The organism is Fervidicoccaceae archaeon (assembly GCA_038734945.1).
Taxonomy (GTDB): domain Archaea; phylum Thermoproteota; class Thermoprotei_A; order Sulfolobales; family Fervidicoccaceae; genus ARK-14.
Window position 1 is genome coordinate 26,470 of the sequence record JAVYOA010000003.1, and the last position, 13,201, is coordinate 39,670.

Consider the following 13,201-nt stretch of genomic DNA (forward strand, 5'->3'; position numbering starts at 1 on the left):
TTCTGAATTCTTTACAGCTTATTTCAATTTTTCCAAATATGTAAAGGGGATTCTATTGCCTATATCTATAGAGAGCTTGGTTGAATTCCTCTTACAAGAAGAGTCTGTATCCATAGACTACTTGGAGAAATTGCTTACTGCAAATAGAATGCAAGTTACTTCTGCACTTAAAGGACTTGAAGGTGTGAAAGTAGAAGGTGAAAGAGTGATAGTTACAAGCAAGGTTTGGCTCGCTATCTCTGCTATCAAGAAGGGGGCAAGAGCAAAAGCTATATCGAAGAATCTCAGCTGGAAGGAGTTCGAAGAAGAGGTTGCGAGGATATTTGAAGAAGCAGGCTTTGCTGTGGAAAAAAACTTTAGGACTTTTAGACCGAATAGGACTGAGACCGACGTCCTAGCAGTAAGGGGAAATGTGGTTATTGCTGTGGACTGCAAGCACTGGAAGCTCTCTGGACCTGGTCCTTCAAGCTATTCCATCGCTGCTCTTAATCACCTTGAGAGAGCTAAAAAGCTTATAAAAAGTCCAGATTTTCGAGCTTGGGTTTTCAAAAATGCACTGAGTGAAAGAAACATACGAATAGTTCCTGTGTTAATAACCCTCGCTGAAAAGGCAAAGGGAAAACAATCAGGAGTTCTTGTTATTCCGATTGCATATCTCCAGGAAGCTCTACATCAGCTTGATGAAATTCTTTTGGATTCCGAGGTGCTAACAATAGAGGGGAGCCTATCGTCCTCCAATAAAAAGAGCTTGGGTTGAAAATGCTCATCTAGAGCAACAAAATGGTGAAAATTGAATGAAAGTGAGCATAATTTCATACACAGATGAATGCGAACTGATTGTAGCCTCAGCTGGAAAAGCAACAATATCTGGCAAGAGTGCCGAGGAAATAATGGGCTCTATGAGTAGTGAAGCAGTTGAAAGATGGATCAGAGAAATAATTACTAGGGATCATGGAAGTGTTCTTGAGCACTGTGTTTACACATTCTCTGTGGAAGGCATATCTAGAGTTGCTTCTCATCAATTGGTTCGTCATAGGATAGCGAGCTACTCTCAGCTCAGTCAAAGGTACAGAAAAATTGAGGAGGAAATTTTCGATGTTGTAGTTCCACCAAGCGTCAGGAAAATGGGAAAACAAGCTGAGAGCTTTTTCAGAGAATATGCTGACGAAGCATTCAAGCGCTACAGAGATCTTATTTCGCATGGGATTCCACCCGAAGATGCTAGATACATCCTTCCGCAGGCAGTTACAACTAAGCTGATTATAACAATGAATGCTAGAGAGATCATGCACTTCTTATCGTTAAGGCTTTGCTCCAGAGCTCAATGGGAGCTTAGATCGATTGCCTGGTGCCTGTTGAGAAAGCTCTTGAAACTGCATCCCAATATATGGAAATGGGCAGGTCCTAGATGTGTGATGATAGAGAATGTGATCAAAAGCTCTCCTCAGCCAATTATAGAAAAAATTCTGGCTGACGAAGATGTAGACTACTCATTTGTTTCACAGAAGTGCCCAGAGGGTATACCAAGAGAAAAAATTGCCAAATGCATACTCAACGGAAAAAGAGATGTTTGGGAAATTATCAAAAACTGCGAACAATCTGAAATTTAACACTATCAGAGTCTATGAGCATTTCCAATGGTGAAGAGGGGGGATTTGAGAAGCTCAATTTAATTAAGGCAAGCTCTCTTCCTCTCGTCTTCTCATTGACCCTCAAAACATAGATGGCATCACTGTAGTACTTTAGAAGTCTCGCTTCTTTTTTCTCCATAAGAGCAATATCAATGAATATGTTCACAGTTGCACTTCTCCTGCCGGTGGTCTTAATTTTCTTGAGTAAAGCAGCCAATTTCTCCAGGAATTCCAGCTCATTTTCTCTCAAGTGAGGGATGAAAAGATAGAGATGATTTGAACTTCTATAATACAGGTCTACTGCTCTCAGAAGCTCTTCCGTTGCCTCATATGTTCTGAAATGAATGTTTGGGGATTCGTTTATTATGAATCTGAACCTTGAAGTAAGAGGAGTTGGAATGACTGAACTGCTTATTATGCCTTGAAAGTCATATTGAAATGTTCCAACAAATATATCCTTATCAGGTTCAAGCTCGCTTCTCGACAGAACTAAGTAGAGAAAGAGGGCCTCTGGGTTAGCAATTGGATCTACAGCATAAATGTTGAGGGAAATTGGGGGATAGTATATCCTCATTTCGCGAAGAAGCCCTATTTCTGGCTGATTGATTCTCAGCTCCTCTTCTTTCATTTTTCAGGTCACCGATGAAGGGGTAACCAGCTTATATATTATCTCTTCCCTTTCAAGCAAATTTACCTCAGTCCTCTTTCTCCGTATACGGCGTTATCAGCACATCTCTATTATGAACTAAATTCAGGACTGTCTGACTTACGCTTCCTACCAGCACTCTCTCCAATATCCCCTTTTTGCTCTTTCTCCCCATAACAATGAGCTCCGCTCCCTCTTCCTCGGCAACTTTGACAATTTCATTTGCCGGAAGTCCTGTACGAAGAATGTACCTCACTTTTTCCAATTTCAGAGAATCAATGTATCTCTTAGCCTTCTCAATTATTTTTTGGGCAATCTCTCTCTGCTTGGTAACTACTTCGGGCGGAATCGGCTCTCCATAGAATACCTCTATTGGTTCGATAACTGTCACAACAAGAAGCTCGGCATCAAATCTCTTTGCTATTTCACAGGCTCTATCAAGAGCTAGCTTAGATGATGGGCTACCATCATATGCTAGTAGTATTTTAGAATACAAAGCTATCTCCTCTTCCACTATTTTTTATAGAGATCATTTAGCTTTAGCTATCATATTAAGCTTTCCATTTTGATGAAAATTAAAAGGCTCTGTTGGAAGCTAATATGATTTCAAAACCATTACAGTAACTGTCGATGTTACTGTCTGTATTTCTCTGATTTTATCAACTGCATCGTTCAAAACTTCCACAGTTGGTGCTGAGACGAGAGCCACTAGGTCATAATCTCCAGCTACTTCATAGACTTTATCAACATAGGGAAGTTTAGAGATGATATCTGCTGTTTCAGCTGTTCTAACCTTAGCTGTTGTTTTGATGAATATGAGCGCTTTAACTTCTGCCCTCGCACTTAGCTCTATTGTGAATTTAGAAATTATGCCTTCTCTCACAAGTCTATCTATCCTCTTCTTTACAGCAGTCTTGCTTATACCAAGTTCCTTTGCAATGCTGCTTAGAGAGGCTCTTGCATTCGCTCTCAATATCTTGATGATTTTATCATCAACTTCGTCCAAATCATTCAAGAAATCTCCCCCTCTTAAAGAGTTTTTGAGAAGTAAGCTTTATTTATTTGGTATGCATTCGAATACACTTGGGGAATAAATAACCAATCCAAGGGTTGCTAATCAGATGGCGGAAAAAGATATTGAATCCCTATGTGGAGGTCTTCCTCCAGAGCTTTGTGAGCAGCTTGTTAGGGAGCAGCAGCTTATAAAGATTAGGCTCGAAAAAAGAAAGTTCGGCAAGGAAGTCACGATAATAGAGGGAATAGATGAGAGAGATGTTGATATCAAGAAGCTGGCATCTCAGCTCAAATCAAAGCTTGCCACAGGGGGAACGGTAAAAAATGGAAAAATTGAGCTCCAGGGAGATCATAGAGGAGTACTTAGAGATTTGCTAGTAGAACTAGGCTTCCCCCCAGACAATATAGTTGTACTGAGCTAGAGACAGCAGTGCTTCCAATATTGAGCTGCTTAAGAAAAATTTATAAAGGAGAAAGAGAAAAATTTATAAACGATTTTTTAATTTCAATTAAAAAATAAATCGCCGGGCTTCTACCGGTGAAGCAATAGCATGTCTGAAAAAACTTCTAAGGAATCCAGCGAAGAATCAAAGAAGGAATCCAAGAAGGAAGAGCTTCCTTGTCCACCAGAAGCGATTGTATTTGACCAGGAGCGGGGAGAGTACATCTGTACTACCACTGGAGAAGTTCTAGAGGAAAAGCTAGTTAATCAGGGTCCAGAGTGGAGGGCCTTTACACCTGAGGAAAAGGAAAAAAGGGCCAGAATAGGTGGTCCTCTTTCTCCCACTGTCCATGATAGAGGATTGACCACACTCATTGATTGGAGGGATAGAGACGCCAGCGGAAAGAAGCTTGAACCTAAAAAGAGACTGGAGTTTCTAAGATATAGAAAGTGGCAGATTAGGAGCAGGATTCAGTCTAGCATTGATAGAAACCTTGCCCAAGCTATGAACGAGCTGAACAGAATCTCCAATCAGCTTCACCTCAATAGAGCTGTCAGAGAGGAAGCGGCAATAATTTACAGAAAGGCAGTTGAGAAAGGTCTCGTGCGTGGAAGAAGCATTGAAAGTGTTGTTGCTGCATCTGTTTATGTTGCCTGTAGGCTCAAAAAGCTCCCCAGAACGCTTGATGAAATAGCGCAACACACGAGAGCTAACAGAAAGGAAATAGCTAGGTGCTACAGACTTCTGGTAAAGGAGCTGCAAATAAAGGTTCCAATAGTTGATCCTATAGATTATATTCCTAGGATGGGGAGTCTTTTAGATCTGAGCGGAAAGGCAATGAATATAGCAGCGAAGATAGTGAAGGCAGCTAAGCAAAAAGCCTTAACAGCAGGAAAAGATCCAACTGGGCTGGCGGCTGCAGCAATTTACATAGCAACGTTGCTGGAAAATGAGAGAAGAACTCAGAAAGAAATAGCAAACATAGCTGGAGTCACGGAAGTAACTGTGAGGAATAGGTATAAAGAGCTCGTAAGTGAGCTGGACCTAGATATTCCTGAAGAAGAGTAAAAGAGTTTTTTAAAAACAATGCTTTTTACAAAAAAGAAAAAAAGTCAATTTGAGAGTATTTATTTTGTTTTCTTTTCTGGTAGAGCATATGTTTTGAAAGCCAGCGAGAGTATTGAGTACAGCAGCAGTGAAATGAAGAAGCCATAGTACCAAGCTAGCTCTTCTCCAGGAACTGGTATTCCATAATAGAACTGAAGCGTTCCTCTAGCCCATGAGATGATGTACTCTCCCAAAATGCCTAGCAAGAATGAACCTACTCCCATCCAGTTTATACCAGAGCTGTACCAGTACTTACCTTGCGGGCCTATATTATAGAGCTCATCCAGTAGGTACTCCCTTTTCCTTATGACCCAAAAGTCAATTACCATGATTCCAGCGATGGGACCCAGCCACATGCTATAGTACCAATTGAAGTTTGTTAGATAGTTGGCAACATCGAGGGACTGCTTCCAGTAGACTATACTGTATGGTCCTATGACAAGCCATCCAAGAACGGTTGCAATAGTGAGAGATTTAACCCACCCCAGTCTTGTTAATCTGATTATTGCGTTAGTTGCTGCAGGAACATCTCCAGTGAGGTTTGTGCTAGCTGTTGCCATAAAAGCAAAAACTAGGCCAAAGAAGGCAACTCCAGCAGAGGGTGTATATTTTGCTATAATGTCAATAGGACTATAGGTTCCTCCAGTTAGCGTGGTAGCTATGAATCCGAGAGCTGTTCCAACGACCTGTGGAGCTATTAATCCTAGAATATGCCCAGAGATCAGGCTCTTGGTTCCCTTGTTCCATCTGCATATGTCACTCACGTTCAATGCTATGGTTCCCCACCAGGCCGTTTGCACAGCAACTGCCAGGAAGAAGCTATTGCTTATCCAGGGGACTCCACCCTGAGTCCATGAGGGCATCTTTCCTGGCAGGTTTGGAAGACCAGCCATGTAGTAAGTGAACCATGCAAAGAATATGAGGAGTAGGGGTCCTGCCAGCGTATCAAAGTACTTTATTCCTGTGATCCTGAAATAACCGAAGGTCCAAACAAGCAGCAAGTAGAATATGAACGTATACGGCGTGTAGAGTAGTCCATTGGCAATAATCCAGTCCGATGGCTTCCCCAAGAGTACTAAGATCATCTCCGTCATTGCCCAAGCAGCTATGTAGCCGTCAACGCCATACCAGAATATGCTCACGATGGCTCTAACGAGCATTGGGAGTATGGAACCTCTGTAGCCGAATGCTGGTCGAAGCTGAACCGGGAATGGTATTCCATATTTGATTCCAACATATCCGTTGAAGTACATAACTAATGCTATAACGGTGTTTCCAATGAAGGCTGCTACTACTGTCTGCAGTAAATTAAGTCCAAGGATCTGGCTAATCCATCCTAGAAAGAATATGGATGTTGTTATTGCCATAGAGAGTATCATTAGAACGTACTGCCATCCTGTAGTGCTCCTCTTGTCAGATGGGATTGGAAGAAGGTCGGGATGGTCTTTGTAACTACTCATTAAACCACCTTTTCATTTTAATTGTTATTTGTTAAAATTATATTAAAATTTTTCTTCAATAATATTTAAATTTTTATGTGCTAGTTAGAGATGATATTCAAGTTAAAAGCAATTTTTTAAAAGGGGAAAAGATTCTTATTATAAGTGTGCGGGGCCGTAGTCTAGCTTGGTAGGATGCGAGGCTTGGGCCCTCGTGGTCCGGGGTTCAAATCCCCGCGGCCCCACCACGATGTTTTCCTTCATGCTCAAATCCAAGGCATTCTCTATACAATTTCCGAAGAAGCAATGGACTTAGCTTTATTTTTCCTAGAGAAAAACAATTATTAAGTATAATGTAAGTTCTTCCATATGACCTTGGAGAAAGGAGGTAAAAGAGGTATCTGCAATGAGCTTCCAGATTTCTAAGGAGCAGCTGAGGGCTTTGCTCAAGGAGCTGAAGCAGTGGAGGGCGCCTGCAACAACACTGCTTTCCTTGTATATTCCCCCAGGGAGGCCCGTTAGCGATGTTGTCAACATGCTGAGAACCGAACTGAGTATAACCGATAACATTAAGCTAAAGCGAACGAAGGATGCCGTCCAAACATCCTTGAGCATGGCTATAGACAGGCTTTCAAGCATTTCCAAAATCCCTGAGAACGGGTTAGTTCTATTCTGTGGAGTCAACTCGGATACGGGAAAGCAGATATGCATGATGTTTTCCCCTCCTGAGACTGTTAAGATCTATTACTACAGAACAGATAAGTGGTTCCACACAGAGTTTCTCGAGGAAATGGTTTCCGAGAAGAACTATTATGGGCTAATAATAATTGAGAGGGATGAAGCAACAATAGGGCTTCTGAAGGGAACTACTATAGAGCTTCTCGACAACCTCATGAGCTATATTCCGGGAAAGCATACAAAAGGAGGGCAGAGCCAAAGGAGGTTCGATAGGATAATTGAGCAGATGGTTGAGGACTTCTACAAGACTGTGGCTGAGAGGGTCAAGCAGCTCTTTGAACCAATCCTTCTTGAGGGAAAGTTAAAGGGAATACTGATTGGCGGCCCGGGCTATAGTAAGCAAGACTTTGTGAATGGGGAGTATCTTGAGAAGCGGTTCAGAGATCTGGTCATTAATAAGCTTATAGACGTTGGTTACCAGAATGAAGCGGGATTGAGAGAGCTGGTGATAAAGGCCTCTGATGTTCTTCAGGACCACAGATATTCAGATGCATTCAAGAGGGTTGAGGAATTGAAAACTCATATGGCTAAGGCAGATGGACTGGCCATTTTTGGCTATGATGAGGTTAAACAGGCTGCTGATATTGGAGCTCTTCAGGTCTTGCTTGTTGTGGAGGATCACCCCCTCATTGACGAATTGGAAGCTCTAGCAAAGAAGTCTGGTGCAGAATTGGTAGTTGTTCCCCTGAATTCTCCGGAGGGGGAATGGCTCCAGAGCTCCTTTGAAGGAATTGCAGGCATAGTGCGCTACAAGATATTCTAGTCTCTCTTCAGAGGCTCTGGGATCGTGTGAAATGAATAAAAAGGTCCTTTGCTAATTTATTACACGAATAGAGCAGCTCATTATTTCAATGCGCTGATGCAGGATGTCCAATAGAACCTCCATATGTGTTCTGTGCAAGGGCAATAAGGGTCTCTGCGGACTTAGAGAATGCCCTCTGCTAACAAGAACAAGGAGTATGTTCAAGATATATAGCAGAATAGTTAATGACTTGGACATAAGCGGTATGACGCCTCCCAGTGCAGTTGTTGGGGAAAAAGGCTATCCAGAGGTTCCACTTTTATTCAATATTGCAGAAGCTGTGGAGAAGGAGAAAGCCTCCATCTATGATGATCCTAAAGCATGGCACGGAAAACTTGGCCTAAAGGAAATAGTTGAGCTGAGGACTTCAATGATCAGCGGTCTATTGAGAGTCCCAGTATTTGACCCATGGAGGCTGTATGAAAAAGAAATCTCTCTTGCACTCGTCAGCACTACACCAGTTGATAGCGAAGCTTTCTTGAAGAAGCCTCCCAGGCTAGATCTCTCTTTTGACAGCGTTCTGAGACCAGTGGGTCTCATATCCCCCCTGCAGAGGCTCATAATTGAGGGGTCTCCTAAAATTCACAGAAGCCTGGAGAAAATGATTTGGGATGATGTCCTGGCAAGGAATGCAGTCATAGAGCTCTATATTAGCGGAATAGATGTATATGTGCTCGAGAGGGCACTGAGCCTAGGTTTGCTCGGTATGAAGAAAGGAAGAAAGCTTGTCCCAACTAGATGGGCAATAACTGCTATAGATGACATAATAAGCGACTTTTTGAGGGATAAAGTTCAACAGTTTGAGGAGCTAAGTCAACCTGAAGTATACTATGGAGAATATCTCTACAATAAGTTTACTATTGTTCTCCTTCCGGGCACTTATGAGGGCATTTGGATAGAAGTGTGGCATCCTCGTAGCATATGGGCAATGGGCTCAAGAGCTCCGGAGATAGCAATAGTTAGAGAGGGGGTAAAGGGAAAGCCAAGACCTCCCGATGGTGGCTTCTCTGCAGCAAGATTGGCTGTTCTGGAGCACCTATTCAATGAGAGGAGAAACGCAAAATTCATAATATTAAGGGAGGTTATGCCTCAATACAGCGTTCCTCTGGGGAACTGGCACATAAGAGAGACTGTTAGGTCTGCTCTCCGCTCGCCTCCCTTGAAAGTCAATAGCATTGACGAGATTTTCGATCTGCTGGAGATGAGAGCTAGTTCGAGGGAGGCTATAGAGCTATTCAGAGATGCTTTAAATAGGATTATTAGCCAGAAGAGTATTCTTCAGTACCTAAACTGGGGAAAAGAATAGATAGCGTGAAGGAAAATGTTTGCAGGAATCATATATAGACTGAATGAGAAGGAAGGATATTCCTTGGCAGTTGGTGCTGCCGCCGTTGTTTTGGCGCTTGTTGGTAAATTCTCTTATCTTGGAATAATTTCTGTCCTTATAGGATTCTTTATGCACGAGATGGCACACAGGTTCTTTGCTAGAAGAGCTATGTGCAGCAGCAGGTTTGTTCTTGATCCTTTGGGTTTAGCTATAACACTGATATCATCTATCCTTCCCCTTGCATTTCTTGCGCCAGGATATGTTGGAATTTATTGCTATGGGAATGTTCTGAGAAGAGGGGATATGCTAAAAATAAGCTCTGGAGGTATAGCAACTAACTTAGCTCTTTCTATTATTGGAGCGATTCTCTATCCTATTTCTCCTGCCTTTTTCTCGACATTCTCAGTGATAAATGCTTGGTTTGCTCTATTCAATTTGATACCGTTCGGTCCATTTGATGGTGCCAAGATCTTCAAGATAAGTAAGCTGATCTGGATTATTATGTTTATTTTGTCTCTTTCCCTCTACCTATACTGGATAATCTGATATTCCTCTGATCATAAATTGGTGAGGATTCCAGCTGTAGGGCTCTGACATACAAGCGGCTAATCTATATAAGAGGAGAAAGAAAAAGAGAAAAGCGGTGCACAATTTGACTGAGAAGGTCAGAAAGATAGCTGTTTTTGAGGGAAAAGCCAGAATTGGAGAGATCATGGGAGGGCTGACAAATATACAGCTGAGACCTGAAGACTTCTCCAGTCCTGTCGCTCTCCAGATGGCCTTTTCAAGAATATATGAAGGTGTGATAAAGGCTCTAGAGGAGGGGCCCAAGAAGAGGTTTGTAGCAGAGGTTAAAATGACTGATTCTCTTGGTAATCAGATTGTCATGGGCATTGATCTTGGAGAGGCTCCACCTCCATTTAGCAAAAGCGAAGTGAAAGCAAGAATTACAGTTGAACTCTTTGAGGAAGAGGAGGAATAGCACCACAGTATCTTTGATAAGGATATCACATTAGCTGGACTGCGGGTGGGCAGAACGAGACTTCCAAAAAGCTACATTCTATATGATAAAGCATTGGAAGAATATGGAGCACTCATTGAGAGAGTGAAGAAAGAGGGAAAAACCCATTTTAGCGAGATCATCGTAACTTGTGAGCCTGTTTCAGTAGTCGGCACAATTTTCATTAAGAACTCTCAAGTTATCTCTCACGTTGAACTTGTGGCGGGATCCAACTCTATACTACTGCCTCCACCTCCCCTGGCTGAAAGCTACGTAGTTTTGGAAGCTGATGGTTGGGGAGAGGCTATAAAAATTGATATTCAAAATGTGAGGGATCCTTCTTCGAGGATTCTCGATGTCCTCTCCGCACTGGAGTCTGGTGCTTTCAGCTGCAAGGAAAAGGGGAGAGAATAATGAGATGGCCAAAAAAGAGAGAGCTCTTGGCCTTCTATTTTCTCTCGAAGGAAATGCAAGAGAAGGAGGTTTCTGCCTTTGAAATTGCAAGTGCTCTCAAAACGGAGCTCTGCTTATCCATGGCAACTTCGAGGAGAATAGTGAAGAGGCTGCTATCTCTTGGAATGCTTGAAAGAGGCTCTGAAGGAAGGCTGAAAGTGAGGAAGATGGAAGATTACTTTGAAAAAGCTTACAGCAAATATAAGGAAGATAGGTGCAGAAGAAAGAAGCGTATGGGTAAGATAGAGAGAGGGAAGTGAACTTATCTTCTTCACATTAAAAATAAAATTTTAGAGTAAAAACCATTATATTGTTTTCAAAATATTTTGAATTGAATTATGGTGATGAGATTGACATTTGATGTGGACAGAGTCAGAGAGGATTTTCCTATATTAAACAGAAAAATAAATGGACGACAGCTGATATACTTTGACAATGCAGCTACAACCCAGAGGCCAAAGCAGGTAGTAGAGGCTATAGCAAGATTCTACCTTCATAGCAATGCTAATGTCCATAGGGGAATGCATGCTCTTTCTCAGGAAGCTAGCCAGATGTTCGAGGAAGCTCATGAGACTGTTGCTAAATTTATCAATGCAGATTCATGGCAAGAAATAGTTTTGACATTGAACACGACAGATTCCATAAACTTGGTTGCTTGGGGATGGGGGCTGAAAAATCTATCTCCAGGCGATGAAATATTGCTAACAGTTATGGATCATCACAGCAATATGCTGCCCTGGAGAATTGTTGCTAGCAAACTTGGTGCAGTTGTGAAGTATGTTGATATAGATGATGAGGGAAGAATTAACTATGATGACCTCGAAGAGAAGCTCAATGAGAGGACTAAGATAGTTGCCTTCCCTATGGCGAGCAATGTTGTGGGAACAATTAATGATATTAGAAGAATATCGAGGCTTGCTCACTCAGTTGGAGCGATAGTTGTTGGAGATGGTGCCCAATATGTTCCACATGTACCAACAGATGTTAGGAGCCTAGAGCTTGACTTCATGGCATTCAGTGGGCATAAAATGCTAGGCCCCATGGGAGTAGGAATTCTATGGGGAAGGAGAGATGTGCTTGAGGAACTCATGCCATTCAGGGTTGGAGGAGAGACTATTGAGGATGTGACTCTGGAGAGCATCAAGTGGCAACCCCTTCCCTGGAGGCTAGAAGCTGGAACTCCGAATGTTGCAGGGATGATAGGACTGGCTGAGGCAGTGAAGTATTTGAGTAGAATTGGAATGGAGAATGTGAGAAAACATGACATTGAGCTAACCGACAGGGCTCTTAGATTATTGATGGAGCTTGGAGAGGAAGTCTCAATTCTTGGTCCAAAGAGAGCGGAAGAGAGAACGGGATTAATAGCATTCAATATAAAGGGACTGCATTATCACACTGTTGCAAAGGCTCTGGATATCTTTGGAATCGCTGTTAGGAGTGGAGGACATTGTGCCCATCCGCTCCATTATAGGCTCGGAACGAGGGGAAGCGTAAGGGCAAGTTTCTACATATACAATACAGTTCAGGAGGTCAATGCCTTCTATGAAGCTCTGAAAGCCATATTATCGCTGAGAGAGAGGCTTTCTTCTGAGCCTGTAGAAGAGGTTTGCACGGGCACTTGAGGCAGCACTACTGCACAGAAACGCACCCAACTCTCTCGACAGCATTTCTTACTATTCTCGCAACTAAGCTGATTCCAACTTTGCTTGGCATAAGCTTCATCGCGAACTTTGCATATGTTGGTATTGGGGATCCACTTGCTTTTGGATGTCCGCCCCCTCCCAGCTCATATGCTATGTTTCTAACATTGCATCTGTTCGATCTGAACTCGAGCTTCCCCCTCTCATTAACGATTACTGCTATATCTGCATTGAATCGGGCCAGCATGAATTGTCCAAGCAAGCTAGAACTAATTTCGGGCTCTTTCTTAATACCAATAGCAATTTTCAACTTCCCGCTCTCTAAGAGAAACACTTTTTCAATAAAGCTCTTTATATTCCTGAGCTCTAGCTCATGAATCTCTATTGCTCTAGGTATTGCCAATTTCATCAAGCTATCTATGCTTTCAGAAGATAGGAATGCTCTGTGCACCTTTGTCAGCCAAGATGGATCTCTACTGAAGCCGACATATCTGACTAAAAAGGGAGAAAGTGGTTCATCGAACCTCCATTGATCTGCTGAGCATGTAATCTTAGCAAGATCAGCTATATAGGAATCTCCTTTGGCTTCTTCAGCTGCTATGCCAGTAGCGCATAGATCCTCATTCAATTTCAGCTCAATATTGGAATGCAACGCCGCATTCTTCCATTCATCTCTCCAAACATGATGATCAATCCATACCACTCTTTTTCCTCTTTTTCTAGCAGAAGACAAAATTTCCAGAGCATCCTCGAAAATTGCGGGATTTGGGCCGAGATCTGTTATAGCTATTAGTTCGACTTCCTGCATCCTCCTGCGAAATGATCTGAGAGTTAAGTGAAGAGAGTCAGGTTCAGTAAAAGCAACAGTATAATCATTTACATTCCATGCTCTCAGAAGGACTGCTGACGAAGCTACCCCATCAAGGTCCGTATGAGTGATTGAAAGCACAGTCAAATCCCA

16 protein-coding genes and 1 tRNA gene are annotated in these 13,201 nt (G+C 42.4%); 12 read left to right on the plus strand and 5 right to left on the minus strand.

Features of this window, described 5'->3' with window-relative positions; translation table 11 throughout:
* The first annotated feature begins 55 nt into the window (after nt 1–55).
* Together QXR92_03750 and thyX are read left to right on the plus strand one after the other, a co-directional pair.
* Nucleotides 56–757 carry a restriction endonuclease gene (locus QXR92_03750; GenBank protein ID MEM0319118.1) on the plus strand — a complete coding sequence of 234 codons (702 nt, stop codon included), beginning with the start codon at nt 56–58 and terminating at the stop codon, nt 755–757.
* Nucleotides 758–794: 37 nt separating this feature from the next.
* Nucleotides 795–1,610, plus strand: coding sequence for an FAD-dependent thymidylate synthase (gene thyX, locus QXR92_03755; protein ID MEM0319119.1), 816 nt, complete (start codon nt 795–797; stop codon nt 1,608–1,610).
* On the opposite strand, the gene QXR92_03760 is transcribed toward thyX, so the two are convergent.
* From QXR92_03760 to QXR92_03770, 3 genes are all read right to left on the minus strand, one after another.
* Nucleotides 1,582–2,259, minus strand: coding sequence for a hypothetical protein (locus QXR92_03760; protein ID MEM0319120.1), 678 nt, complete (start codon nt 2,257–2,259; stop codon nt 1,582–1,584). The two genes, thyX and QXR92_03760, sit on opposite strands and share 29 nt — an antisense overlap.
* A 67-nt stretch (nt 2,260–2,326) precedes the next feature.
* Nucleotides 2,327–2,773, minus strand: coding sequence for a universal stress protein (locus QXR92_03765; protein ID MEM0319121.1), 447 nt, complete (start codon nt 2,771–2,773; stop codon nt 2,327–2,329).
* 99 nt (nt 2,774–2,872) lie between these two features.
* Nucleotides 2,873–3,292: an AsnC family transcriptional regulator gene (locus QXR92_03770; protein ID MEM0319122.1), complete on the minus strand. Its 420-nt coding sequence runs from the start codon at nt 3,290–3,292 to the stop codon at nt 2,873–2,875.
* A gap of 106 nt (nt 3,293–3,398) precedes the next feature.
* On the opposite strand from QXR92_03770, the gene yciH reads away from it, so the two are divergent.
* Complete coding sequence (yciH, locus tag QXR92_03775) at nt 3,399–3,713, plus strand: stress response translation initiation inhibitor YciH (GenBank protein ID MEM0319123.1); 315 nt, start codon at nt 3,399–3,401, stop codon at nt 3,711–3,713.
* Nucleotides 3,714–3,842: 129 nt separating this feature from the next.
* Complete coding sequence (locus tag QXR92_03780) at nt 3,843–4,802, plus strand: transcription initiation factor IIB (protein ID MEM0319124.1); 960 nt, start codon at nt 3,843–3,845, stop codon at nt 4,800–4,802.
* Nucleotides 4,803–4,861: 59 nt separating this feature from the next.
* Here the strand turns inward: QXR92_03780 and QXR92_03785 are convergent, their stop codons facing one another.
* Nucleotides 4,862–6,301 (minus strand): cytosine permease, encoded by a 1,440-nt coding sequence (locus QXR92_03785; GenBank protein ID MEM0319125.1) that lies wholly within the window; start codon nt 6,299–6,301, stop codon nt 4,862–4,864.
* Between the two features lie 150 nt (nt 6,302–6,451).
* Here QXR92_03785 and QXR92_03790 point away from each other — a divergent pair.
* The 8 genes from QXR92_03790 to QXR92_03825 all read left to right on the plus strand — a co-directional run bounded on the left by QXR92_03790 (nt 6,452) and on the right by QXR92_03825 (nt 12,222).
* Nucleotides 6,452–6,528, plus strand: a tRNA-Pro gene (locus tag QXR92_03790).
* A 158-nt stretch (nt 6,529–6,686) separates the two neighbouring features.
* Nucleotides 6,687–7,781 (plus strand): peptide chain release factor aRF-1, encoded by a 1,095-nt coding sequence (gene prf1, locus QXR92_03795; protein ID MEM0319126.1) that lies wholly within the window; start codon nt 6,687–6,689, stop codon nt 7,779–7,781.
* Nucleotides 7,782–7,884: 103 nt separating this feature from the next.
* The gene (locus tag QXR92_03800) at nt 7,885–9,126 is read left to right on the plus strand and encodes a hypothetical protein (protein MEM0319127.1); all 1,242 of its coding nucleotides are present in this window, start codon (nt 7,885–7,887) and stop codon (nt 9,124–9,126) included.
* Between the two features lie 15 nt (nt 9,127–9,141).
* Complete coding sequence (locus QXR92_03805; protein ID MEM0319128.1) at nt 9,142–9,693, plus strand: hypothetical protein; 552 nt, start codon at nt 9,142–9,144, stop codon at nt 9,691–9,693.
* Between the two features lie 106 nt (nt 9,694–9,799).
* The gene (locus QXR92_03810; protein ID MEM0319129.1) at nt 9,800–10,129 is read left to right on the plus strand and encodes a hypothetical protein; all 330 of its coding nucleotides are present in this window, start codon (nt 9,800–9,802) and stop codon (nt 10,127–10,129) included.
* A 45-nt stretch (nt 10,130–10,174) separates the two neighbouring features.
* Nucleotides 10,175–10,561 carry a hypothetical protein gene (locus tag QXR92_03815; GenBank protein ID MEM0319130.1) on the plus strand — a complete coding sequence of 129 codons (387 nt, stop codon included), beginning with the start codon at nt 10,175–10,177 and terminating at the stop codon, nt 10,559–10,561.
* The gene (locus tag QXR92_03820; GenBank protein ID MEM0319131.1) at nt 10,561–10,860 is read left to right on the plus strand and encodes a hypothetical protein; all 300 of its coding nucleotides are present in this window, start codon (nt 10,561–10,563) and stop codon (nt 10,858–10,860) included. Before QXR92_03815 ends, QXR92_03820 begins: the two co-directional genes overlap by 1 nt.
* Before the next feature lie 84 nt (nt 10,861–10,944).
* A complete protein-coding gene (locus QXR92_03825) occupies nt 10,945–12,222 on the plus strand; it encodes a SufS family cysteine desulfurase (protein ID MEM0319132.1) in 1,278 nt (425 codons plus the stop codon).
* Between the two features lie 7 nt (nt 12,223–12,229).
* Here QXR92_03825 and QXR92_03830 read toward each other — a convergent pair whose 3' ends face one another.
* The gene (locus QXR92_03830; protein ID MEM0319133.1) at nt 12,230–13,189 is read right to left on the minus strand and encodes a hypothetical protein; all 960 of its coding nucleotides are present in this window, start codon (nt 13,187–13,189) and stop codon (nt 12,230–12,232) included.
* Nucleotides 13,190–13,201: the final 12 nt, after the last annotated feature.